The sequence below is a fragment of the Bacillus sp. mrc49 genome (genome assembly GCF_002803435.1).
On the sequence record NZ_PHNG01000710.1, the window covers coordinates 120,776 to 142,632 of the forward strand.

General features: G+C 42.1%; 20 protein-coding genes and 1 riboswitch. Of the genes, 6 read left to right on the forward strand and 14 right to left on the reverse strand.

Features of this window, described 5'->3' with window-relative positions; all coding sequences use genetic code 11:
* Positions 1-15 precede the first annotated feature (15 nt).
* The 3 genes from CVN76_RS19765 to uxaC form a co-directional block, all read right to left on the reverse strand.
* A complete protein-coding gene (locus CVN76_RS19765) occupies positions 16-930 on the reverse strand; it encodes an AraC family transcriptional regulator (RefSeq protein ID WP_100532734.1) in 915 nt (304 codons plus the stop codon).
* Between the two features lie 275 nt (positions 931-1,205).
* Complete coding sequence (gene uidA / locus CVN76_RS19770; RefSeq protein WP_100532735.1) at positions 1,206-2,990, reverse strand: beta-glucuronidase; 1,785 nt, start codon at positions 2,988-2,990, stop codon at positions 1,206-1,208.
* 91 nt (positions 2,991-3,081) lie between these two features.
* On the reverse strand, positions 3,082-4,485 hold the full coding sequence (gene uxaC, locus CVN76_RS19775; protein ID WP_100532736.1) for a glucuronate isomerase: 1,404 nt from the start codon (positions 4,483-4,485) through the stop codon (positions 3,082-3,084).
* A 247-nt stretch (positions 4,486-4,732) separates the two neighbouring features.
* On the opposite strand from uxaC, the gene CVN76_RS19780 reads away from it, so the two are divergent.
* Positions 4,733-5,914 carry an ROK family transcriptional regulator gene (locus tag CVN76_RS19780; protein WP_100532737.1) on the forward strand — a complete coding sequence of 394 codons (1,182 nt, stop codon included), beginning with the start codon at positions 4,733-4,735 and terminating at the stop codon, positions 5,912-5,914.
* Between the two features lie 43 nt (positions 5,915-5,957).
* Here CVN76_RS19780 and CVN76_RS19785 read toward each other — a convergent pair whose 3' ends face one another.
* The 4 genes from CVN76_RS19785 to CVN76_RS19800 form a co-directional block, all read right to left on the reverse strand.
* Positions 5,958-7,370, reverse strand: coding sequence for an MFS transporter (locus CVN76_RS19785; RefSeq protein ID WP_100532738.1), 1,413 nt, complete (start codon positions 7,368-7,370; stop codon positions 5,958-5,960).
* A 354-nt stretch (positions 7,371-7,724) separates the two neighbouring features.
* Positions 7,725-8,144: a DUF3021 domain-containing protein gene (locus CVN76_RS19790; RefSeq protein ID WP_232732367.1), complete on the reverse strand. Its 420-nt coding sequence runs from the start codon at positions 8,142-8,144 to the stop codon at positions 7,725-7,727.
* Positions 8,141-8,596: a LytTR family DNA-binding domain-containing protein gene (locus CVN76_RS19795; protein ID WP_100532740.1), complete on the reverse strand. Its 456-nt coding sequence runs from the start codon at positions 8,594-8,596 to the stop codon at positions 8,141-8,143. The genes CVN76_RS19790 and CVN76_RS19795 overlap by 4 nt, the downstream gene beginning before the upstream one ends.
* 208 nt (positions 8,597-8,804) lie before the next feature.
* Complete coding sequence (locus CVN76_RS19800; RefSeq protein WP_100532741.1) at positions 8,805-9,290, reverse strand: PaaI family thioesterase; 486 nt, start codon at positions 9,288-9,290, stop codon at positions 8,805-8,807.
* A 437-nt stretch (positions 9,291-9,727) separates the two neighbouring features.
* Here CVN76_RS19800 and CVN76_RS19805 point away from each other — a divergent pair, with 437 nt between their 5' ends.
* On the forward strand, positions 9,728-10,582 hold the full coding sequence (locus tag CVN76_RS19805; protein WP_100532742.1) for a DUF4915 domain-containing protein: 855 nt from the start codon (positions 9,728-9,730) through the stop codon (positions 10,580-10,582).
* Between the two features lie 153 nt (positions 10,583-10,735).
* On the opposite strand, the gene CVN76_RS19810 is transcribed toward CVN76_RS19805, so the two are convergent.
* Together CVN76_RS19810 and CVN76_RS19815 are read right to left on the reverse strand one after the other, a co-directional pair.
* Positions 10,736-11,218: a GNAT family N-acetyltransferase gene (locus CVN76_RS19810; protein ID WP_100532743.1), complete on the reverse strand. Its 483-nt coding sequence runs from the start codon at positions 11,216-11,218 to the stop codon at positions 10,736-10,738.
* A 264-nt stretch (positions 11,219-11,482) separates the two neighbouring features.
* Complete coding sequence (locus CVN76_RS19815) at positions 11,483-12,058, reverse strand: YdhK family protein (RefSeq protein WP_232732368.1); 576 nt, start codon at positions 12,056-12,058, stop codon at positions 11,483-11,485.
* A gap of 473 nt (positions 12,059-12,531) precedes the next feature.
* Here CVN76_RS19815 and CVN76_RS19820 point away from each other — a divergent pair, with 473 nt between their 5' ends.
* Complete coding sequence (locus CVN76_RS19820; protein WP_100532744.1) at positions 12,532-13,065, forward strand: hypothetical protein; 534 nt, start codon at positions 12,532-12,534, stop codon at positions 13,063-13,065.
* A 724-nt stretch (positions 13,066-13,789) separates the two neighbouring features.
* Here the strand turns inward: CVN76_RS19820 and CVN76_RS19825 are convergent.
* The 3 genes from CVN76_RS19825 to CVN76_RS19835 form a co-directional block, all read right to left on the reverse strand.
* The gene (locus CVN76_RS19825; RefSeq protein WP_100532745.1) at positions 13,790-14,416 is read right to left on the reverse strand and encodes a hypothetical protein; all 627 of its coding nucleotides are present in this window, start codon (positions 14,414-14,416) and stop codon (positions 13,790-13,792) included.
* A 213-nt stretch (positions 14,417-14,629) separates the two neighbouring features.
* Positions 14,630-15,397 carry an arylamine N-acetyltransferase family protein gene (locus CVN76_RS19830; RefSeq protein WP_100532746.1) on the reverse strand — a complete coding sequence of 256 codons (768 nt, stop codon included), beginning with the start codon at positions 15,395-15,397 and terminating at the stop codon, positions 14,630-14,632.
* A gap of 152 nt (positions 15,398-15,549) precedes the next feature.
* Positions 15,550-16,530 carry an NAD(P)H-quinone oxidoreductase gene (locus CVN76_RS19835; protein WP_100532747.1) on the reverse strand — a complete coding sequence of 327 codons (981 nt, stop codon included), beginning with the start codon at positions 16,528-16,530 and terminating at the stop codon, positions 15,550-15,552.
* 282 nt (positions 16,531-16,812) lie between these two features.
* Here CVN76_RS19835 and CVN76_RS19840 point away from each other — a divergent pair, with 282 nt between their 5' ends.
* From CVN76_RS19840 to CVN76_RS19850, 3 genes are all read left to right on the forward strand, one after another.
* A complete protein-coding gene (locus CVN76_RS19840; protein WP_100532748.1) occupies positions 16,813-17,331 on the forward strand; it encodes a DUF2243 domain-containing protein in 519 nt (172 codons plus the stop codon).
* Positions 17,321-18,103, forward strand: coding sequence for a cytochrome c oxidase assembly protein (locus CVN76_RS19845; RefSeq protein WP_100532749.1), 783 nt, complete (start codon positions 17,321-17,323; stop codon positions 18,101-18,103). Before CVN76_RS19840 ends, CVN76_RS19845 begins: the two co-directional genes overlap by 11 nt.
* Before the next feature lie 106 nt (positions 18,104-18,209).
* Complete coding sequence (locus CVN76_RS19850) at positions 18,210-18,575, forward strand: carboxymuconolactone decarboxylase family protein (RefSeq protein WP_061143858.1); 366 nt, start codon at positions 18,210-18,212, stop codon at positions 18,573-18,575.
* 245 nt (positions 18,576-18,820) lie between these two features.
* Here the strand turns inward: CVN76_RS19850 and thiC are convergent, their stop codons facing one another.
* Together thiC and CVN76_RS19865 are read right to left on the reverse strand one after the other, a co-directional pair.
* Positions 18,821-20,602 carry a phosphomethylpyrimidine synthase ThiC gene (gene thiC / locus CVN76_RS19860; protein ID WP_100532750.1) on the reverse strand — a complete coding sequence of 594 codons (1,782 nt, stop codon included), beginning with the start codon at positions 20,600-20,602 and terminating at the stop codon, positions 18,821-18,823.
* Positions 20,603-20,737: 135 nt separating this feature from the next.
* A riboswitch (TPP riboswitch) is annotated at positions 20,738-20,853 on the reverse strand.
* A 115-nt stretch (positions 20,854-20,968) separates the two neighbouring features.
* Complete coding sequence (locus tag CVN76_RS19865) at positions 20,969-21,757, reverse strand: HAD family hydrolase (protein ID WP_100532751.1); 789 nt, start codon at positions 21,755-21,757, stop codon at positions 20,969-20,971.
* Between the last annotated feature and the right edge of the window lie 100 nt (positions 21,758-21,857).

Here is a 21,857-nt window from a genome sequence, read left to right on the forward strand (position 1 = left end):
GATTTTCCCCTCCCCTCAAGATATCCCAATGTTCAGTCTATTTTTACGATATTGAGATGGCGTCAGGCCAGATTTTCCCTTAAAATACCTGCTGAAGTGAGCAATACTTTCAAAACCCGTTGCCCGGGAGATCTCCCCAAGCGTTTGGTCAGGTTCCATTTCCAGCAAATACTTCACCTGGTTAAACCGGCAGCCCATCACATATTCCATGACGGTAAACCCAGTTACCTCCTTGAAAACGTGGGATGCGTAATACTTACTAAGATTCATTTCATTGGCAAGTCGATCCAAACTTATTTTTTCGGTATAGTGATCATTGATCCAAGAGGCGATTCCCTCAGCATGATGCTCCTTTTCGGTCCTTTTGTTGGAATGCTGAGCTAATTCTTTATGGCTCATTTTATAGATTTTCACCAGTAATTGAACAAGCTCCAGTTTTATTTCCGCTTCACTCGTGTTACTTTTTTTACCTTTTTGCTGCAGTTCTGCCTCTTGATTAGCAATAAGGCTGCTGATCCTTTTTAATCCTTCGTCCACACACATCCCGGCTTCATCATAACCTGTACGCAGCAAGCAATTGTTAAGCTTCTGAAAGGGATCAAGCAAATTGGGGGTTCCCAGGATAACCAACAACTCTTGCAGCCAAATTGGTGAAAAGTGAATCATGCTTCTTATGTAAGTACTTCCTGGCTGCGGATTAGGTTTATGCAAGGTCATGCCATCCAAAAGAATGATATCCCCCGGCTGTAAATCATAGATCCGGTTGTTGATTAAATACCGGCAATCCCCTGAATGAAAAAAGTAAATCTCATACTCATGATGTGAGTGAAAGTTGAATGGGTGCGCCTCCACCCCATGCACTCGGTAAAAGGAATTGATCCAATCCCCCATAGGCTGGCCTGGATAAAAAGATGGTAGATGATCATTCATTACACTAAACACCTCGCAAAGTAAGCGCTATCAATTCATTACTTTCCCTACGTTTATTTTATCGGAGCCATATTAAAAAAGCATTCTCCTAAAAGGCTGAATAATTCTTTATTTTTGACTGATATTGCTTTTTGCAAAATATTATCAGGCAAATGCTATCTTTCTTGCACGAAAGCACCAGGGAATATCCTGATGCTTTCGAATTCACTCTTGAAGCCTGCTTCAACACCTTGTTTCGCCCTTATTTCCCAGACAACTTCGGATGTGCACTCACCTTATTTCTTATAGTGGAAATCAGGAATTTCCGTCCAGCGCCTGCGTAACTCATGAGCAGCATGCTTCGGTTTTCGCTCACGGGTAAAGACTCCTTTTTTATTGCCTTGGACACGCATGATCCCTTGACTCGTTGCGAAGTCCGCGAAGTTCCAAACTTGTTCGCCGATAAAGTTATTGAATTCATCAAAAACTTCATGATTGGCTTTTAAATATTCCACTTGGTATTCTTCGGTGAACATGACCGGATCTACATCATGGAAACCGGCCACTGTATCCGCTCCATACTCCGTCATCATAATTGGCTTTTCGGGACATCTTGCATTCCAGCCGTCAAATTCCTCACGCAGCTTCGCTTTTGCCGAATCAAGGTCCCCGCCGTCAATATACCAGCCGTAATAGCGATTTAATGCAAGGACGTCAATCAATTCAGCAACTTTGTCGGTTTTTGGCGTTGCACCTAGATGAGTAACGATTGTAACTGGCCTTCTTTGCGGGTCCAACTCCTTCGTTAAGTCGACTAACGGTTTAAAATATTCATATGCCCCCTCTTCCTCTGAAGCAGGTTCATTCGCGATACTCCACATTACGACTGAAGGATGATTCTTATCGCGTTCTATCAGCTCTCTCATAACGTCTTGATGATGCTCGAACGTTTTGATTGCTTGCCATGTGCTTTTCTTATTTGTTTGTCCGTTCAGTACTGACATAAAGTTCAAATGGACACCAACGGCCGTCGATTCATCAATGACAACGATGCCTTCACGGTCGGCAAGACGCATCAATTCTTCAGAATAAGGATAATGGGAGGTCCGGAATGAATTGGCGCCCATCCATTTCATTAGCTTGAAATCCATTACATTTCCTGCTTCATTGAACCCCCTGCCATGGATCGGTGTATCTTCATGCTTACCAAAGCCTTTAAAATAAAAGGGCTTGTCGTTGATGAGGAATTTCCCATTTTGCACCTCAACTGTCCTGATCCCAAAGGGCTGTTCATATTGATCTACCATTTCTCCATCTTCGGATAGTTCTATATTCAACGTATATAAATAGGCATTCAACGGCTCCCAAAGCTTCGCATCCTTGATCATGATTGCATTTGAGGCACCAGCTGCCGTGCCAACAACTTCACCTGACTCATCCATCACGCTGACATTAATCTCCGATTTCCCTGCTGTCTTTACTGTATAGCTTACTTTTCCACTCACTTCTGTCACTATCGTTACATCTTTAATGTACGTGCGAGGTGTTGTATAGATCTTTACCGGACGTTGCAGACCAGCGTAGTTGAAAAAGTCGAAATTAGGCATATTGCGGATTACTTTTCCGATGCCAGCAACTTCTTTTTCCGAATAAGTTCCGACCGGCAGTGTGGTATGGTCGACAACATTGTTTACGGCGACCGTCAGCCGGTTTTTCCCAGGGGTTAAAAAGGGATTGATTTCTGCTTCAAACGGGAGGAATCCGCCTTTATGTTCAATTGCCAGCTCTCCATTTACATATACCTTTGCAACATGTGTTGCCGAACCGAATCTTACTATAATACGCTCCGACGCAAGGGAGACCGGTAAGGTAAATTCACGTTCATACCAGACCCAGCCAACGTGATTACGGATTTCACCTGTAACTCCTACATCATTGAAGGAAGCAGGGACGGCCATCGTCATTGTACCCAATAATTTTTCGTCTTTCCAATCTTCATGGAAGCCCGGATCCAATTTAAAGTTCCAAACTCCATTAAGGTCGATGAGGTTTCTCGTCTCGGTTACGATTGGGTATAACATTTCCAACACTCCTTTGTCATAAAAAACAATATTCTTAAACTCCCGCGATCAATTAAATAATCCAACAAAGAGGAAAAACATCGCTATGTTTTTACCGTTTCGTAAAATATTTTTCGGCATTGTAATAACCGATATTCCTGACCATTCGTTCACGCAGCTCTTTATCATCCGGCATCAGTCCTCGCTCCGTCCAATCTCCTAGGATGTTGCAAAGAATCCTACGGAAATAATCATGGCGGGCATAAGAAAGGAAGCTTCGGGAATCAGTCAGCATACCAATAAAGTGGCTCAGGAGTCCGACATTCGCCAGTTCCTTCATTTGTTTCTCCATTCCATCTATGTGGTCATTAAACCACCAGCCTGACCCAAATTGTACCTTTCCGGCAATTCCTTCTTCACAGAAGTTCCCGACCATTCCTGCAAGAATCGGATTATCTTTTGGGTTTAAGTTGAATAATACGGTTCTTGGCAGTGCCTCCTCTTGATCAAGTGCATCAAGAAAACGGGATAACCCTTCCGCCAAATTGGCCTCGCCGATCGAGTCGAACCCGCTGTCGGTGCCAACCCGTTCTTTCATCTTCGTGTTGTTATTCCTCATCGCCCCCATATGCAGCTGCATGACCCACTGCTTTTGGGCATACATTTTCCCGAGCTCCTTCATTAAGAAGGATCGGTAAGCATCCAGCTCTTCCGTTGATAGCTGCTGGCCATTCAACCTCTTCTTCAGGATGATATCCGCTTCTTCTTTAGTGGTATCTACATATACCATTTTCTGAATATCATGATCCGATCCCCTTCCACCGTTTTCATGAAAATGGTGGACCCGATGCTTAAGCGCATTTATTAGGTTTTCTATTGAATTCACTTCAATGTTCGTTACTTTTTCCAGTTTTTTAATCCAGCTATTAAAATCAGGACGCTCCACGAATAGCGCCCCGTCAGGACGGAAAGTTGGAGCAATGGTTATATGAAAGGAATCATCCTTATTCAAAGACTGATGAAATTCAAGCTCCGAGACAGGATCATCCGTCGTCCCGATAAATGTAACGTTTGATTTTTCGATAAATGACCTGGGCCTGAACTCTTGCCTGGAAAGCTTGTCATTACACTCATCATAAATTTCACGTGCAGTTTTTGGACTCAGGACTTTTTCGATGCCAAAAAATATTTTCAGCTCCATATGTGCCCAATGATAAAGGGGATTCCCCACTAAGTGAGGCATCGTTTCCGCCCATGCAGCAAACTTTTCCCAATCGCTGCAATCACCCGTAATATACCGCTCGCCGATACCATGCATGCGCATAGCACGCCATTTATAATGATCACCACCTAGCCACAATTGCGTAATGCTTTCATACGGTTTATTTTCCCACACCTCTTGTGGGGACAGGTGACAGTGAAAATCAAAAATAGGCAAATCCACACCGGCATTTTTGTACAATTCAATGGCAGTGTCCGTATTTAACAAGAAATGTTCATTCAAAAAGGCTTTCATATATTTCCCTCCTGATCAGTTTATAGGTGTTCAAGCATCCATTTACCTGTAAGCCCTTTCATTTCCAAGCTTTTGATTATTTAATTCGTTTACTAAACTAATTAAATATATGAATAACTTATCATTTTTTGACTTTTCCGTCAATTAACTCTTTCTGAATGGGCGCTAATCTATTCGTAGATGACATTAGTGAAACTGTTATAATGGTTATATATCCAAAAGTTGTTGCCAAAATGGGAGGATTTTTATGATAACCGGTGATGCAGCATATATCAAAAAGATCAATCGCGCATTGATTATTAAGGAAATAATAAAGGAAGGCATGATATCGAGGGCCGATTTGTCCAAGGCTACGGATTTAACAAGGGCCACCATCTCAGCACAGGTTGCAGACTTATTGGAAGAAGATTTAATTGTGGAAACACAACTGGAATATACCGGCGTCGGCCGAAAACCCATCATGCTCTCCTTAAACGGCCAAGCAGGATATGCTATCGGGATCGACATTGACTATGGGCGGATTTCCTTCACTTTAAGCGATCTCCTGGGGAATTGTATCACCTCCTCCATCAAAGAATTATCGACGACGGAGTATTCGGAGGTTCTTCAAGTGGTGATTGAAACGATTAAGCAGCTCAAAGCGACCTATGCTGACAGTCGCTATGGCATCGTCGGGGTCGTCATTGCCATTCACGGCCTTGTAGGAAAAGATGAAATCATTCACTATGTCCCGCGCTTCAAATGGCATGATATCGATTTGAAAAGTGCGATTGAAACAGCATGTCAAATGGATGTGCATCTAGAGAACAATGCTAATTTAAGTGCTTTTGCCGAGCGGATATTCGTGCATCATGAAGCGAACAATCTGCTAAGCACAACATTTCATTCCGGAATTGGCCTTGGAATGATGATGAAGGATGATTTTTTTCGTGGACATGATGGATTCGCTGGGGAAATCGGCCATATGATCATTGTTCCGGACGGCAAACCGTGCAATTGCGGCAATAAAGGCTGCTGGGAGAAATATGCTTCAGAGTCGAGTATATTTGAATTTTTATCACAAGAAAAACAAATTCCCCATTTAACATATGAGCATATCCAACAAATGATTGATGAAGGGGATGAAACGGTACATAAGGTTATGGAACGATTCATTTACTATATATCCATTGGCATAAACAACCTCATCAACATGTATAATCCAGATGTACTCGTATTGGACAGCGAGCTGCTGCGAATATATCCTGATTCCATAAGCAAAATCAGCAATAATCTTACCTCCTCCATTAGCCATTACCGTGAAATCACTTTATCGGCAATGGGCAAAAAATCCTGTGTCATGGGTGCATGTGCCTTGGCAATTAAAAAATTCCTTGATGTTCCGATCCTGAATCTATCTTACGAAATCAGCCAGCAGAATAAGTCCTGAAAAAAACTCCCCTTTCGATGTTGCCAAAAAGGGGAGTTTTTCATTATTCCATACTGCTTCTTCTCTCAGCCAAGTCTTCAGCCAATTGGAGGGTCCTTTTTTTGTTCAATGGATAAAGGAAGGCCAATATCAAGAAAACAATGATATAGATCACCGAGGGAACCAATGTTGCCAATGCATGGATTCCATCAAGTGCTTGCTGTGTTTGTGCTTCGCGTGTTGCATCGTAACCGACCATCGCTATTGCAAAACCGCCGATTCCTCCTGCAATCGCCTGCCCTACTTTACGAGCGAAGGAATAGATCGAATATACGGTTCCATCTTCGCGAAGCCCCGTCAAATATTCATGATAATCGATTACATCCGTTACAAAGGCCCACACCACGATATTAAAGAAGCCAAACCCAAACATCCCTATTGCAGATATGATGATGAATTGCACCGCAGAGAGATTCGGCAAGAAATACAAAAGGCCATATACTACACCCGCAAGCAGCATTCCTATGGACGCCGTTTCTTTTTTACCGAACTTTGCCACGCATGGTTTTGCTATCGGCATGGCCACGAATACTGCAGCTGTTTGAACGAAACCTATAATGCTCAGGGCCCATGCATTGCTGAAATAATCTTTAAATAAGTAAACATTGATGGCTCCTATCAGCATCGTACAGATCATGAAAATCAAAGATGCCACAAGGATCGACAATAAGGGTCTGTTTTTGACTATTCCTTTTACGGACTTTTTTATGGAAGTTTTTTGCGTTTGATTAGTAGGGGCACTTACCCGCTCGGTCGATAATTTATAACAGGCCATATAACAAGAGATGGAGAGAATGCCAAAAATGATGGCTCCAAGCAGAAAACGATTAGGGTCTGCCTTGTTATCAACGAAAAGGATCAATGGTCCCGCTACGTTAATGATCAAACCGGCCAGCGTTGCACCCATTGTCCTGAAGGTGGATAACGATGTGCGCTCGACAGGGTCGCTTGTTATGACCGAAGCCATCGAGCCGTATGGAATGTTAACCGTGCTATACAAAGTTCCCCACACAATGTAGGTGACAAAGGCCCAAGCCAGATAAAAACCATCCGACATGCCTGGGATCTTCACAAACATCAATATTCCAGATACGACTAAGGGGAAAGACATCCGGAAAATCCAAGGTTTGAATTTCCCTTGCCTGCCTGGCTTTCTTGTATCAATGAAACGACCCCAAGTAACATCAGCAACCGCATCCCATAGCCGCGCTATCAAAAAAAGGATACCTACCGTTGCAGCACTGATATGAAAAATATCAGTATAATAAACCATTAAAAAGGAGCTTACTAAGATAAAGAAAAAATCGTTTCCAAAATCCCCGAATAAGTAGCCCATCTTATCATTCATTCCGAATTTTCTGACTTCACCAGTCACAGCATCTTTGCCAACGGATTCCAACCTTTCTAATTGACCCATTTCCATCCCCCCATACCAATAGAAATTACTGATTCATCAGGTTTTTTGTCTTGGAAGAAATAATCATGTATGGTGTAACCTAATAAAGCACCTTGCCATCCCTTTCTTTGAAAGCCCTTACAATTAAACGAAAACTTTTTAATTAGTTTAGTAAACTAACCAAATATTTCTATAATTAGAATATCACCTGACTTTTCGTCCGTCAATACGTTTTGTAAGCGTAGACATTAAATATTTTGAATATTACGATTTATCACTGGTTATGGAACGAAAAGGTACCGTGAAACATATCAAACCAAGGTGAGCCGCTGAAAAAGTGGCTCACCTTGGTTTATCTAGGTTTTTGTCTCTTCTTCATTTCCCTCTCTCATCCAATCCATCATTCAGCATTTTCACTTGATGGCGGAAATAAAGATAAAAAATAATCCAGATGATCCCATAGAAAGGCAGGAAAATCGCTATTCCAGTCATTAATCCTTTAAAAGAGAAGGGAATCCAGCCGACAAAAAAGGAGAGCAGGAAATAAAGTACGGTGACAGTGAAGAAGTGCATGACGGTCTGAAATAATAAGCTCCATTTTTCGACCTCGAAAATGATGGTTGCCGTGCTGAAAAACCAGCCACATAATAGGCAGCCTATCGCATTTTTCACAAAGAGGTCACTTTCCAAAGCATGAACCCCTCCAAAGCCGATGACGCCAAAACATATCAGCACCATGACAAGCGCTCCAAAGCAAATCCCAACAAAGCTTCGGACCAATAGTGTTTTCATCATAATCCCTTCCTTTTCCATTGAAATGCTTTCTTGATTCCTTGAACATAGTGCCGTGAAACATATTCCTTCTCCCCTGAGCGAAAATATACACATAATGTTCCATTGAAGGACGCCTCGAATCTGCTTAACTCATCTAAGTTGGCAATCACTGACTTGGACAACCTCACAAACTGGTTACTTGGAAGTTCTCTTTCAAGCTCGTATAATCTTTCTCTCATTTCGAAAGTCCCTTGTTTTGTCCGTATCATAATTGAATCCTGTTCGGTGAACAAGCAGATGATTTCCTCCGCCCGGAATACATGCTGCATGTCTTCCTTCCTACCAACAAAATACGGCCTTTTCCTTTCTTTTAAGCGCTCCATCAATTGCTCCACTTCCTCATTCCAAGCATTGTTGCGGATAAGCACTTCTATCGCCTTGACCTCCTCATCTATCTCTACCTTTATCTTCATATGTGGTGCCTCCCTTTAGCTTATAGTTAAAGTATATTGAGAAATCGAAAAGTTAGTTTCTATTTTCCATTAACAGGGAATTTTTGAACCTTAACCGGCTTGAAATGAGCACTTACATACACTAAATAACCGTCCAAAAAGTTGGACGGTCCCCTAAATCATTCAATATAAAAGCGTTCATGCGTGAATCGTAAGGCTTCACCTTGCGCTACCCTTTAGTTGTAAAAGTGCTTGGCATTACGACTGCAACAACCTCTCCGCGAGCGCAAATTGTATCATTTGCAAATACTTCGGTTTCGATTCTCCATTTCTTCGGGTGTATCTCATGAATGGTGCCAACGGCCATTAATCGAACATCGTTTGGGGTTGGCCTTACGAACTCCACATTTAATGAAGCTGTCACAAACCTTGGTGGCTCGGTCCCGTCTCCTATATCATGGCCGTTTTTCCGATGCAGTGCCAAAGCAGCCGAACCAGTTCCATGACAGTCAATTAGCGAGGCAATCACGCCACCGTATACAAACCCGGGAATGGCCATATGCTCCTGAAGCGGCCGATATATCGTCCTGGTATGCTCGCCATGCCAGCCTGTCCGAAAATGATGGCCTTTTTCATTTAAACGGCCACATCCGTAACACCAGGCAAAGTCGTCGGGATATTCATCTTGAATCGCTTTTTGCACAGTCTCCTCCATCATTTCTTCCCCCTTAATAATAGGTGAACCAGTAAAGCCATACTTCCTGTAGAATGGCAATGAACTTAACTGGGACGCACGCCATAAAGCTTCAATTCATGTGCAATTCCCTGTTGTGTTTATCCGTTTTATATAGCATCTTCTAAAAGTCTCCGTTTAGGGCCAATCCACAACCATCGCTTTTTTGATCCGCATCTATCAACTCTACATATATTCTATTTCTTCAGATAATTATCCTGCCGACAAAATCCACCTCTTTTCCAGATTGGAACGGAATCGATATCAGTAAAATAAAAGGAAAACCTTCTTGAAATGAACAGACTTTATAAATCAGCAGCAAAATCCACTATTATCCTATCTAGCTAGTCCAAACCCTAACGAAAAAAATTCATACTATATGAAAAAGGAATTATCCCATCAAGGAGGGGCAACCTTACATGATACCCATAGACGATTGTCAATTATTGATTTCATGCTGCAATCAAAAAGGCGGTCTTTATTTAGTCGATATAAAACAGCAACAATATGAAATGAAAAAGGTGTTAGACGTTGGATGCACAGGTATTACAAAATACGGCAGCTCTTTTGTCGTAATCTCAAATTTGCATGGAATCTTTATTTTGGATGAAAACTTAAAGGTCATAAAAAATAAACCTTTATCTACAGAGTTAGATTTACATGGCATCGCCATAGACAACGACAAAGCTTATATTGTTGAAACTAAAACTAACTCAATTGGTATTTATAACATAAAAAATGACTTGGAAAGAATCGATGAAATTAGATTTTCACCGGAAAATGACGATGTTTCCCACGTCAACGATTTGTATATAGTAAATGAAACGTTATATGTATCCATGTTCTCGAATCCCCCAAAGAAAAAATTGACCTCTTTCGCAAGCTATTTCCCTCATAAAACAATCCCCAGAGGCGTGATTCTGGAATACTCTTTAGGGGAAAGAAAAGTGGTTAACATTTGTCATGATAAATTATTTCAACCTCACAGTGTATTACATCATGATAATAATCTGTATTATTGTGTTTCAGGTGAATTCCTGGTAAAGAGGAATGAAGAAGAAATTTTTAAATGCCTTGGGTATACTCGCGGTTTAGCAGTTAAAAATCAAATGATGGTTATCGGCCAAAGTGAGAGTAGACATATACCGATTTTATTAACAAAACATACGAACGTATTACTGGACTGCGGGATTTATGTTCATGATATCTCTTCGAAGCTTTCCTCGTTTATCCATATACCGTCTGAAGAAATTTATGGGATTTTGGTGATTTGAATATAATACTGACTGTGGACAAACTTTCGCTAGAAATCTGGTTAGCCCACAGTTCTTTTGATGGATTGTAAGGATTCGAACAGGGAAGATACACAGGACACTCCATTCCTGGAACCTCACCTCTATATTTTACGGAAAGGAACGAAAGCTGCTTTATTCAAGAACATAATGGAAAACCCATTCCTCGCCGGCTTCCCCGGTAAATCTGTTGCCCTTATCAACGAAACCGGCTTTCACGTATAAGTTTATTGCTGGAACATTCGTATGATGCACCGTGAGAATGATCTCATTTTTATCCGGATGCTCTCGTGTTATTAACTCCGGCAATTTTTTCAAAGCTTCAAATGCCAGCCCCTTTTTCTGGTGGCGTGAATCCAAGGAGAATGATTTAAGGAGAATGGCGTTCTCATTTCTTGTATATTGATTTCCCTCCTTATCGGTATATAGGGCAAAACACCCTACCAAATCATCATTCAACCAGATCATCTTCGGAAGATTATACTTATCCCGCCTGAAGTCTTCAATGACTTTCAAGGGCAGCGATGTATAGATTGCTTGTTCCAAGGGCAAACAATAATCGTTCAGCGCTGCAAGATCTTTTTCCCTGAAAGGCCTTATCTCTAGCCCCGTTCCCATAAAATCACCACCACATCCACATTTAATATTTGACCATTTTATATTACTATATATTAACAGTAACATTATCCAACCCGAACAATGAATTTCCTGAGAACCTACTCACAAACAAAAGAATGGAATTGAAGGCACAGGTCTTCCAAAGCCATTGCTTAGAGTGGAAAGCAACGGTCATTGCGAGAATGGGCAAACTCCTTGGAGTTTACTTACAGTCAAAAGAGGAATGGCTTAATGCCACTCCTCTTCTATATGACCCGATGTATATCACTCAGCAGCTGATAACTCACTTTCCGTTACCCACTGATGGTTCTTCACTGTCTCTCCTCCCGAAGCCGGTGTGAAATCAACCATGTACACTGTCGTATTTTCTGCCGTTTCGATATGAGCGACCGCGCCATCCATCCCTTTCATATGAGAAGCCTTCAATATTACCTCCGCTCCCGGTTCATACGTTTTCTCGCCTGCACCTTTAATCTCTTCTTGAATGATCCATTTATGATTTTCGACCTTTTTCCCGCCGGTTGTAGGTGTATACGACACAGCGTAAGCCGTCGTATCATAAGCGCCCACTATCGTTGCTTTTGCACCCTTCATGCTTTCCATATGCCCGGTTTTGATAATTACTTGACTGCCAACTTCATAAGTAGGATTTTCTTCAGTTTTTAATCCTTCAGGAACATCCCCTGATCCAGAATGGTCCATGTCCATATCGTTATGGTCCACCTCTTCTTTATGTTCCGTTCCTTTATTTTCACTGTTGTTGGAACATGCACCAAGGACTAAGAGCAGAGCTGCCAATAACGATAAAACGATCGGCATTTTTGTTTTTGCATTCAGCATGATAAAACCTCCTTAAGTATTTACATGAAATCGTACCAATTAAATATGCAGAAATTATGGAGCGCACTCGTGATGAGAAAATGAAGCCAAACATCTTGTTATACTTCTAGTTTTCCCCTTATATGAATTTTTCCAGACATATTTCTCATGAAATCCAGTTAAATGAAGACGAATTTCCCTTTTTCACAATAGAAAAATCGTCTCGCTGTTTAAACGTCAATCTTGCTGATTTTTGCTAACATTGTAATAGAATTCTCTCTTTCTCTTCAGCCACGCTATTATTCACTCAGAACAGGAGGACAGGCATCATATTAAGACCTTGTGTGAGTGGATTATGCAAACGCAATTTGATAAGGCTATGGGCTCTAAAATATCATTTTGAGCTTGCTCTAGATGTATGCAACTTATGATAATCTAAGATTATCCAGATTAACTAATTAACCAGTACCTAATATTAAGAAAGTAGGAGGAATATGAATAAAAAACGCATTGCTTTAGGTATCAGCATTTTATTGATAGGAGGTTTAGTTTTTACTTATTTTTCAGCATATTCAGAGAAATTAACAACATCTACAAACCTTTCCAACGAGTCCATTGGAGGTGTGAAAATCCACGAAAGTATAAATAATAGTCGTTTTATAACACAGTATGACAAACGATTAAGTAAAGAAGATAATGACTTATATGATTATTACCATTGGAAAGGCGGATTAGAAACTGCTTCTATTAATTCTGGTAAAGATAAAGGTTCAATAATGCGGTTAATCATAACTGGTACGGATAAAAAAACATATGATAATCCTCTCCACACCGCAAAAGGAATTAAATTAGGTGATACAAAAGAAAAAGTTCTTTCTTTATATGGAAACAAATATTACAAAAGTAATGAGCAAGGAGCTGATATCATCGGATATATTGACCACAATCAAGAGATAACTTTAGAGTTTTGGTGTATCAATAGTGGTAAAGTGGCTGAAATTCGGTTAGATGATTCAAGTGTTAACTAAAAGCAATGCCATTGCTGCATGTAAAGATTGTTAAGATACAAGATACAGGGGGTTCTGTCTCATTTTGATTATCCACCTAAATTTGGTACTTGCTGTCATACTTATTAACGGGAAAATAAACAACACTAATCTTTAACAGAGCCCAAATATTAGAAACAATGTTTCGATTCCAAATCTGGGGATCCCCATTCTTCCGGATAGAATGGGTGCAAAAAAAAAAGGACTGAACTCAGTCCTTCCAGTGTTTAGACAAAAGGGGTTCGGAAATATAAATTCCGAACCCCTTTTGAAATTCTCTTCGAATGTTCGCCTGAATTTTAAGATACGTGCCCCCTGTATGCGGCCGCGTGGAATGAATAGGCAAACTGTTTTGTACTTTCTTTTATTTCTTTGATTTCGTTCTTATCCAATTTATCCGGTGGAAAAGGCTTCTATCTATTAATTAAAACAAAGTTGATTGGAGCGGGTGCTCGAGACTCCTGCAGGAAAAGCGTGTCTAGGGGAGACACCGTAGGTGCAAAGCGCCGAAGAGGCTTCCCGACCGCCCGGGGAAAGCGAGTGCCTGGAATGGAAATCAACGGCCACATTGTACAACTCATAAAAATAGACAAACTCGATTTTCATCGAGTTTGTCTACAGTCTGAAGGGACTAAATTCAGTCCTTCTTGCTTGACAGTGGTCGTAATGGTTCCTTACGTCACGTCCATATACTTATCCGGACCCTCTATTCAGAGGCTTGCGATTGCTCGATCTTTTTTGTGATATGCGCAAGATTCATGGACGAATGCTGTTTATAATCCCTGCCGATCGACTTGAATAATCCCTTCGCTATGCCCACCAATAAAATACTGATATGCTCGTTCGCTATCACCGATTTATATGGTAGCCTTGAATCAGCTTGGGCCCCGCCAATTTTATCTGCCATTTCTTTAATGAAGTCGATGACGGTCACTTCATGAAGTTTTCCTTCCATGCTCGTTTTAAAGATGACTTGATTTCTCCAGGATACTAAGTCGATTCTCTGTTTAGAATAGTCGAAGAGTTCTTCAGGAACTTCTGCAAGACCCGTTTTGCTGATTTGAATGCCGCCCTTCACAGGATACAATTTAGGATGAGGATTGATTTTCTTTATTAAAGATTGATCTATCGTGACTTTTTCCCTTTTTATTCGCGTATGCCTCGTTTCACCTAGCATCAGTTTTAGCTGGACGGCGATTACATGATTGAATTCTTCCAATTCAAAGAGTTCAACCAACATTACGCTATATTCCAATATTGAGATTGCTTCATCGAATTTTCGTTTCATGCCTGCATTCGATCTGGAGAATACCAACCTATTGTTTCTTTCCATGAACGCTCCCCCTATCTTTCGTACCATCTATCTCTATCACGCTTTTATTGCCGCTAGCTCTTCTGTTTCTTCATTCACCTAGTGAATGGGACAAAGCTGAGGTTCCTCTAATTTAATTCTCACCTTAGTTTTACGATTGAATATTCATCCACTAAAAGGACCGGCAAGTATCCTCGACAGTCTTAGTCAGCGTGGATCGTGACTCCATTGCTGCTATCTATCAAAGTGTTGTTTCAGCAGCTCTTTGAATCGTTTGCCATCTATGTCTTCTCTCGTCACTTTTCCATCAGCCCATTGTGTAAAGGATGTATCCGTTAAAGTGATGTTCCCGCTGTTTGTCAGACAGGTAATCAAAGGATGCTTGTTAAAAGGCGATTGGGGATTTTCCTTGATGATCGTTTGAACCTCATTGAGTTCGGCTACATTTTCTACCGGATTGGAGGAATCGAAAGCATACCCTATTTTCCAATCAGGATCTTTATATTTCAGCTTCAGCTCAAGAATATGATTTCCATGTTCGGTATTTTCCTTTTTTACCCTAAATTCGCCGTTTTGGGAAATGACGGTTTCCCCAGTCAATGGAACTGGTTTTAGCGGCAGATTTCCTCCAAATCCCGTATCAACTAAATACGTTTCGCCGTCATGCTTCAAGAGTATGGCGACATGAGTCCTTCCGATTGTCATCCATCCTTGATTGTAGATGACGCCCCGGACCAAGGATACTTCGAAGCCATTTTCGATCAAGAAGAAATAAAGGGCTGCATTCAATTCATAGCAAACTCCCCCTTCGTTTCTTACAAGGACTTTATTAATGATATTCTCTCTGGTGATGTCATGAAGATTGGAAGTGATGATAGATAAGTTTTCGAAAGGAATCGTTTTTCCTGTCTTTTCAAGAATATCATCCAATCCTTCAAACGCCAGTTTCTTCTCTCCCTTGATGCCTATTCGTTTCCTGAATAATGCATTCAGATCACCCATGCCGGTTCCTCCCTTAAGTCAGCAATGCTCAAGCGTTTATGCTTTTTAAATATTATTAGCTTCGCCATCATTTCATTCAAGGAAACTTCCTTCATATATCAGTGATTATATCAGATTCCCATGAGTGAAGGTCTCCGCCATCCTTGCAGGAATCATTCATTTACCTTCAAAATGATTTTACCTACGTTCTTATTCGCCTCCATATGTTCATGGGCCTTTTGAATTTCAACAAAAGGAAAAACGCGATCCACGATTGGCCTCATTTCATTTTCTAGGAACAATGGCATCACTCTCGAAACGAACTCCTCGGTCAACTCTTTTTTATACGCATCGTCCCTAGGAGTCAATAAAGTGCCTTTTATTTGCACCCTTTTTAACAGAAGTTCCATAAGGTTCACTTTTTCCACAACAGTTCCGCCAAGGATTCCGATCAATACCCAGCGTCCATCGGTATTGATGCTCTTAAGGTTTTTCTCCCAATAAGAAGCACCGATGAAATCGAGAATAACATCCGCTCCCAGATTATTGGTTGCCCTCAGCACTTCTTCATCGAAAGCTTGTTCTTTATAGTTAATGCATATGTCTGCTCCCAGTGAGCGGCAGAAATCCAATTTTCCCTTTGACCCTGCAGTGGTGATGATTGTTGCTTTTGTCAATTTCTTAGCCAGTTGAATGGCTGCCGTGCCGACACCGCTTCCGCCTGCGTGAATCAATACGGTATCTTCATCGGTTAACCCGCCTAACCAAAATAAAGTTTGGTAAGCGGTCAAGAATACTTCGGGAATAGCTGCCGCCTCTTCAAATGATAGGTTATCCGGTATTTTCATTGCCCTGTCTGCCGGCATCACAGCATATTCTGCATAACCGCCGCCATTCACAAGCCCCATTACCCTCGTCCCTAACTCTATGTTTGCCCCTGCACCTTTTTCCACTACTTCTCCAGATACCTCAATCCCTAATATTGGGTTGCCCATGTATCCCGATTTACCTTCCCGTGAAACGATATCGGTCCTATTGATTGCAGATGCTTTCACCTTTATTAAAATTTCTCCGTTTTCGACCTTAGGCATTGAAAGATCTTGAAACTGCAACTGCTCTGGGCCACCCGGTTTTTTTACCACTACAGCTTTCATGCATCCCACTCCCTTATGATTAAATGGCTTTTCTCCTTTAAAATGGTTTGTCTTGAAGATGGAAACTATGCTACTCCAAAATATATCCACACGCAAATGATTCGGTCCGGTCCTACCAGGATCAAACCATGAAGATGCCGTTCTATACGTCTCCATAAATATTGAAGCATAAAAGGTCCCTTTACCCTGTCTATTACTTACAAAACAGGGTAAAGTAAAAGAACCATATTAAGGAAATTGGTACACGATAAAGAAATTTCATTAACAAAGGAGGATAACCATATGGAATTCAAACCGAGGAATCAAAAGGATCATTCCATTGCCGAAATACGCTATGCTTATTCGGCCCGCAATTTATGGTCCGGCATTCTTTTTGGCATCGGGCTGATCGCCTTCATCGATGAGGCCATCTTCCATCAACTATTACACTGGCATCACTTCTATGACAAATCCACGTCCAGTATTGGGTTGGTCTCGGACGGCTTGTTTCATGCCCTCAGTTGGTTCGCAACGGTAGGGTCTTTGTTCATGTTTGCCGATCTTCGCCGCCGAAAAGGATTATGGCTGAAAAGGTGGGCCGGGGGCGTATTGCTTGGGGCAGGCTTCTTTCAATTGTATGACGGCATCGTCCAGCACAAGCTCATGCATCTCCATCAGATTCGTTACAATGTCGATATTCGCCCTTATGACTTGATTTGGAACGTGGCAGCGTCGGCAATGATTTTGTTCGGCATTGTCTTGATCATCCGGACACGGCGCAGCTTACTTAATGTGAAAGCGGACAACCATCATGCACAGTGACGGACATCTTCATGATGGCGGCGCTTGGTTTGAACCGATGCTGTGGGGATCATTCGCACTAGTTATCTTGATATATATAGGAGCTGCTATATATTCAGGACGCCAATATAAAAAATGGCCATTATCGCGCACGTTGTTTTGGATTCTTGGCGTCATGAGTGCAGCCTCTGCAATAGTCGGCCCCATAGCCGATCGGGCACATATGGACTTTACAGCACACATGGTCGGCCATTTATTGCTTGGAATGCTTGCACCCATTCTCTTGGTACTCGCCGCCCCCATTACACTTGCTCTTAGAACATTGGATGTGCAATCGGCCCGCCGCCTATCTAGATTGTTGAAAAGCTGGCCATTGCGGATTTTAAGCAATCCCATCTCTGCCTCCATTCTCAATATTGGCGGGCTATGGATCCTCTATACGACTGGACTGTATGGGGCGATGCAGCACAATATCACGCTGCACGCATTGGTGCATTTCCATGTATTCGCAGCGGGCTATTTATTCACTGCCTCAATGATTTACATCGATCCGGCGCCACACCCGCTCAGCTTCAAGTTCCGGATGATCGTGTTTGCCCTTTCATTGGCCGGACATGATATCCTTTCTAAATACATATATGCCCATCCACCAAGCGGAGTCATGAAGGAACAGGCAGAGAGTGGCGGAATGTTAATGTACTATGCAGGTGATGCCGTTGACCTTGTGCTTATCTGCATCCTTTGCTGCCAATGGTTCAAAGCCGCCCGTCCGAAGGAATCAATTGCCATTTAGCGACAAAAAGTTCATTAATAAACTCCGATGTTTCTTGATTAAGCAGGCTCCATTTAGCTCATACTAATTTTTGATGAATAAAACTTAGGATGGAGCTGAATGGAAAATGGAATTTGAAGCAAAGAATTCTACTGAAAATGCTCTTCATGATTATAAGGCTGGAATTGGTGCCTTTACGGAGAAAATGCCCGACCTTGCCGAGAAATTCAATTCCTTTACGGAAGAGTGCTTTAAAGAAGGTCAATTGACCAAAAAGGAAAAGCAGCTTATCGCATTGGGAATCAGTTTGTATTCACAAGACGAATACTGCATCATCTATCATACTAAAGGGTGCCTGGATCAAGGCTGTTCGGAACAGGAAATCCTTGAAGCCGTTGGTGTTACAGCGGCATTCGGTGGAGGTGCGACCATGAGTCAGGCAGTGACCCTCGTCCAGGAGTGCATCCAGGAAATCAATCAGATGAAACAATAATAAAGATAGGGATAGGACTGGTCCTATCCCTTTTCCTTTCCCAATGAAAAATCTCTACCAATGCAGACTTTCGATTAAGTGACATTTTATGCATTTTTGTATATAGTCTTTTTTTTCAAATTCATGCGTGCAATTTTCCCGAAGCATGTTCAGCTCTTTCTTCAGTTGCTCCAATTTTGCTTCCAGTACTTTCATTTCACCTTTTATTTGGATGACCCGATTCAGCGAATTCTGCCTCTCACCAATCATTGATAGATGGTTCCATCCGTTTTCCTGAACTCATTCGCTTTTTCTTTTAGTCCTTCGCCAATTACGGTTTCAAAACCGAGCCCCTTTTCTTTCGCTAAATCACGTATGTCCTGAGAAATTCTCATACTGCAGAATTTAGGTCCGCACATGGAGCAGAAGTGTGCCGTTTTGGCACCTTCAGCCGGCAGAGTTTCATCATGGTATTCGACAGCTCTTTCGGGATCGAGGGAAAGGTTGAATTGATCTCTCCACCGAAATTCGAACCTAGCCTTGGAGAGGGCATCGTCACGTTTTCGTGCATGCGGATGGCCCTTTGCAAGATCAGCTGCGTGGGCGGCAATTTTGTAAGTAATGACACCGACTCGAACATCTTCCTTGTTTGGTAGGCCCAGATGCTCTTTAGGTGTTACGTAACAGAGCATGGCCGTTCCAAACCAGCCAATCATCGCAGCACCAATCGCCGATGTAATGTGATCGTAGCCAGGAGCTATGTCTGTTGTCAAAGGCCCTAAAGTATAGAAAGGGGCTTCTTGACACACTTCCAGCTGCTTATCCATGTTTTCCTTGATCAAATGCATCGGCACATGTCCAGGACCTTCAACCATGACCTGAACATCATGCTTCCAAGCGATCTTCGTCAATTCCCCCAATGTTTCCAATTCTGCAAATTGTGCTTCATCGTTCGCATCTGCAATCGATCCGGGACGAAGCCCGTCTCCCAATGAGAATGAGATATCATATGCCTTCATGATTTTACAAATCTCTTCAAAATGAGTATAGAGAAAGCTTTCTTTGTGATGGGCCAGGCACCATTGAGCCATGATCGACCCACCCCTGGATACGATCCCCGTAACCCGCTTTGCTGTTAGGGGGATATACCGCAAAAGCACACCAGCATGTATGGTGAAGTAATCGACTCCCTGCTCAGCCTGCTCGATTAATGTGTCCCGAAAGACCTCCCAATTTAAATCTTCTGCAATTCCATTCACTTTTTCCAACGCTTGATAGATCGGGACCGTTCCAACTGGCACCGGCGAATTCCTGATGATCCATTCCCGTGTCGTATGGATATTCTTCCCTGTGGAAAGGTCCATGATGTTGTCTGCTCCCCACCTGGTAGCCCAAGTCATTTTCTCCACCTCGGCTTCAATCGATGAGCTGACGGCCGAGTTTCCAATATTGGCATTTATTTTCACGTGAAAATTACGTCCGATGATCATCGGCTCGCTTTCAGGATGATTAATATTTGCCGGAATGATCGCCCTTCCGCTCGCTACCTCTTCTCTCACGAACTCGGGGTCGACATTTTCCCTAATCGCGATGAACTCCATTTCGGGTGTAATGAGGCCTTTGCGTGCATAATGGAGCTGGGTAACATTTTTCCCCTGATTCGCCCGTAACGGATGCCGTTTCAATCCTGGAAAGATATCGGCATTGGATCGTGACCCTGTTTTTTTGTATCCATTATCCTCGGGTTTTATTTCCCGTCCATCATAGGCCTCGACATCTTCACGCTCCAGGACCCAGCTGCGTCTGATCGGGGCAAGGCCTTTATGAATATCCACCGGATATTCTGTATCCGTATAGGGACCGCTCGTGTCATACACCCGTAAAGGCGGATTTTCCTCCTCACCGAAGGTCCCGGTAGTCGGACTTAGCGTAATTTCACGCATTGGTACTTTAATATCCGGTCTGGATCCCTCTACATACACTTTTTTACTTCCTGCAAAACTGGACATAATCGAAACGTTCAAGTCGTTTACTGAATTACCCATCATGATTTCATTTCTCCTTTTTATTGATTTAAAAAGGACAAAATCCAATTCATTTTTCGCACGAAAAAGCCAGATCTCCGATTCAAGACCTGGCTGACGTTAGTATGACTACAGAAATGACCCCATGTTTCGTCATTGCTTAGTAGATTCTAACTTCCCCACGCTGGTATGAACCAGATCAGGTCCTGAGGGTTAAGAAGCTTTACGCGCTTCTCTCTCAGCCCAACGTTTATTGGACACCCCTAGTCTGAACATTATAATCGAACACAGGGTAACTATATCTCACCCGTTTCATTCTGTAAATCATTTTAAAGTCCTAATATTTCCATCATCCACTCCATGAATCATTAAGCAATCAAGATCAATGACTTAATCTTCCAGGCTCTCAAGAATAGGGAAGATCTCCTTCAAATGCTTGATTTCATAGGTTGGAACCACCTCAGTCCGTTCCTTATCCTCGCGATTTATCCAGACCGACTTTATACCCACTCTCGATGCCCCGAGGATATCCGTCATTAAATTATCGCCGACCATCAATACATCATCTTTATCCAGCTCCATGATTTCCAAAGCATGCTCAAAAATGGAAGCATCCGGTTTACCGCGACCAAACGCTCCTGAGATGACGATTCGATCAAAATAAGGGACCAGTTCCGGTGTGATTTCAAGTTTGGTATTCTGCAGTTCTGGTGAACCATTCGTCAGCAAAAGTAATTTGTACTTCCCTTTCAATTCATCCAGAACTTGGAAGGATTCTTCGTAGATAAACGGTTTTTTACGCCTTTCCGCTGGAAAACGTTCTGCCAGTTCAAGGCCGAATTCAGGGTCATCGATACCTAATGACTTCAAACCCCTCGTCCAAGCTTCACTGCGATAAGCCGGTACAATCTCCGCCATCTTCCGAAATTCATCATGATCATCGTTAAAATTTCCCCACAGTCCTTCAAAAGGGTTGATTCCGATCATTTGTGTAAATGCATATGTATCGTAAGAAGAGTAAAGCTCACGCGCTTCCTTTCGCACCGCTTCCTCAAGCTCGCCGACATTTAAATCATATTTCTCCCTAGCCGCTTCGCATGTGGCAACAAAAGCCTCTTTCACGCTTTTCTGATCCCATAGTAACGTATCATCCAAATCAAAAAAAACTGCCTTAATCAAAATATCCGACCTCTTTCCCCATTATGGAATTCGCTAAAATTACATTAGTACAATCATAAACTACAATCATGGGGAAATGAATAATTATTCGGAAAATGAC

Excerpts from the sequence above, each read along its gene's own strand:
- CVN76_RS19820 (WP_100532744.1), top strand. The coding sequence starts at position 12,532 with ATGAATAAAAAACGCATTGCTTTAGGTATCAGCATTTTATTGATAGGA.
- CVN76_RS19840 (WP_100532748.1), top strand. The coding sequence starts at position 16,813 with ATGGAATTCAAACCGAGGAATCAAAAGGATCATTCCATTGCCGAAATA.
- CVN76_RS19805 (WP_100532742.1), top strand. The coding sequence starts at position 9,728 with ATGATACCCATAGACGATTGTCAATTATTGATTTCATGCTGCAATCAA.
- CVN76_RS19825 (WP_100532745.1), bottom strand. The coding sequence starts at position 14,416 with ATGGAAAGAAACAATAGGTTGGTATTCTCCAGATCGAATGCAGGCATG.
- CVN76_RS19785 (WP_100532738.1), bottom strand. The coding sequence starts at position 7,370 with ATGGGTCAATTAGAAAGGTTGGAATCCGTTGGCAAAGATGCTGTGACT.
- thiC (WP_100532750.1), bottom strand. The coding sequence starts at position 20,602 with ATGATGGGTAATTCAGTAAACGACTTGAACGTTTCGATTATGTCCAGT.
- uxaC (WP_100532736.1), bottom strand. The coding sequence starts at position 4,485 with ATGAAAGCCTTTTTGAATGAACATTTCTTGTTAAATACGGACACTGCC.
- CVN76_RS19815 (WP_232732368.1), bottom strand. The coding sequence starts at position 12,058 with ATGCTGAATGCAAAAACAAAAATGCCGATCGTTTTATCGTTATTGGCA.
- CVN76_RS19830 (WP_100532746.1), bottom strand. The coding sequence starts at position 15,397 with ATGGGTGATCTGAATGCATTATTCAGGAAACGAATAGGCATCAAGGGA.
- CVN76_RS19765 (WP_100532734.1), bottom strand. The coding sequence starts at position 930 with ATGAATGATCATCTACCATCTTTTTATCCAGGCCAGCCTATGGGGGAT.
- uidA (WP_100532735.1), bottom strand. The coding sequence starts at position 2,990 with ATGTTATACCCAATCGTAACCGAGACGAGAAACCTCATCGACCTTAAT.
- CVN76_RS19835 (WP_100532747.1), bottom strand. The coding sequence starts at position 16,530 with ATGAAAGCTGTAGTGGTAAAAAAACCGGGTGGCCCAGAGCAGTTGCAG.
- CVN76_RS19810 (WP_100532743.1), bottom strand. The coding sequence starts at position 11,218 with ATGGGAACGGGGCTAGAGATAAGGCCTTTCAGGGAAAAAGATCTTGCA.
- CVN76_RS19780 (WP_100532737.1), top strand. The coding sequence starts at position 4,733 with ATGATAACCGGTGATGCAGCATATATCAAAAAGATCAATCGCGCATTG.
- CVN76_RS19850 (WP_061143858.1), top strand. The coding sequence starts at position 18,210 with ATGGAATTTGAAGCAAAGAATTCTACTGAAAATGCTCTTCATGATTAT.
- CVN76_RS19800 (WP_100532741.1), bottom strand. The coding sequence starts at position 9,290 with ATGGAGGAGACTGTGCAAAAAGCGATTCAAGATGAATATCCCGACGAC.
- CVN76_RS19795 (WP_100532740.1), bottom strand. The coding sequence starts at position 8,596 with ATGAAGATAAAGGTAGAGATAGATGAGGAGGTCAAGGCGATAGAAGTG.
- CVN76_RS19845 (WP_100532749.1), top strand. The coding sequence starts at position 17,321 with ATGCACAGTGACGGACATCTTCATGATGGCGGCGCTTGGTTTGAACCG.
- CVN76_RS19790 (WP_232732367.1), bottom strand. The coding sequence starts at position 8,144 with ATGATGAAAACACTATTGGTCCGAAGCTTTGTTGGGATTTGCTTTGGA.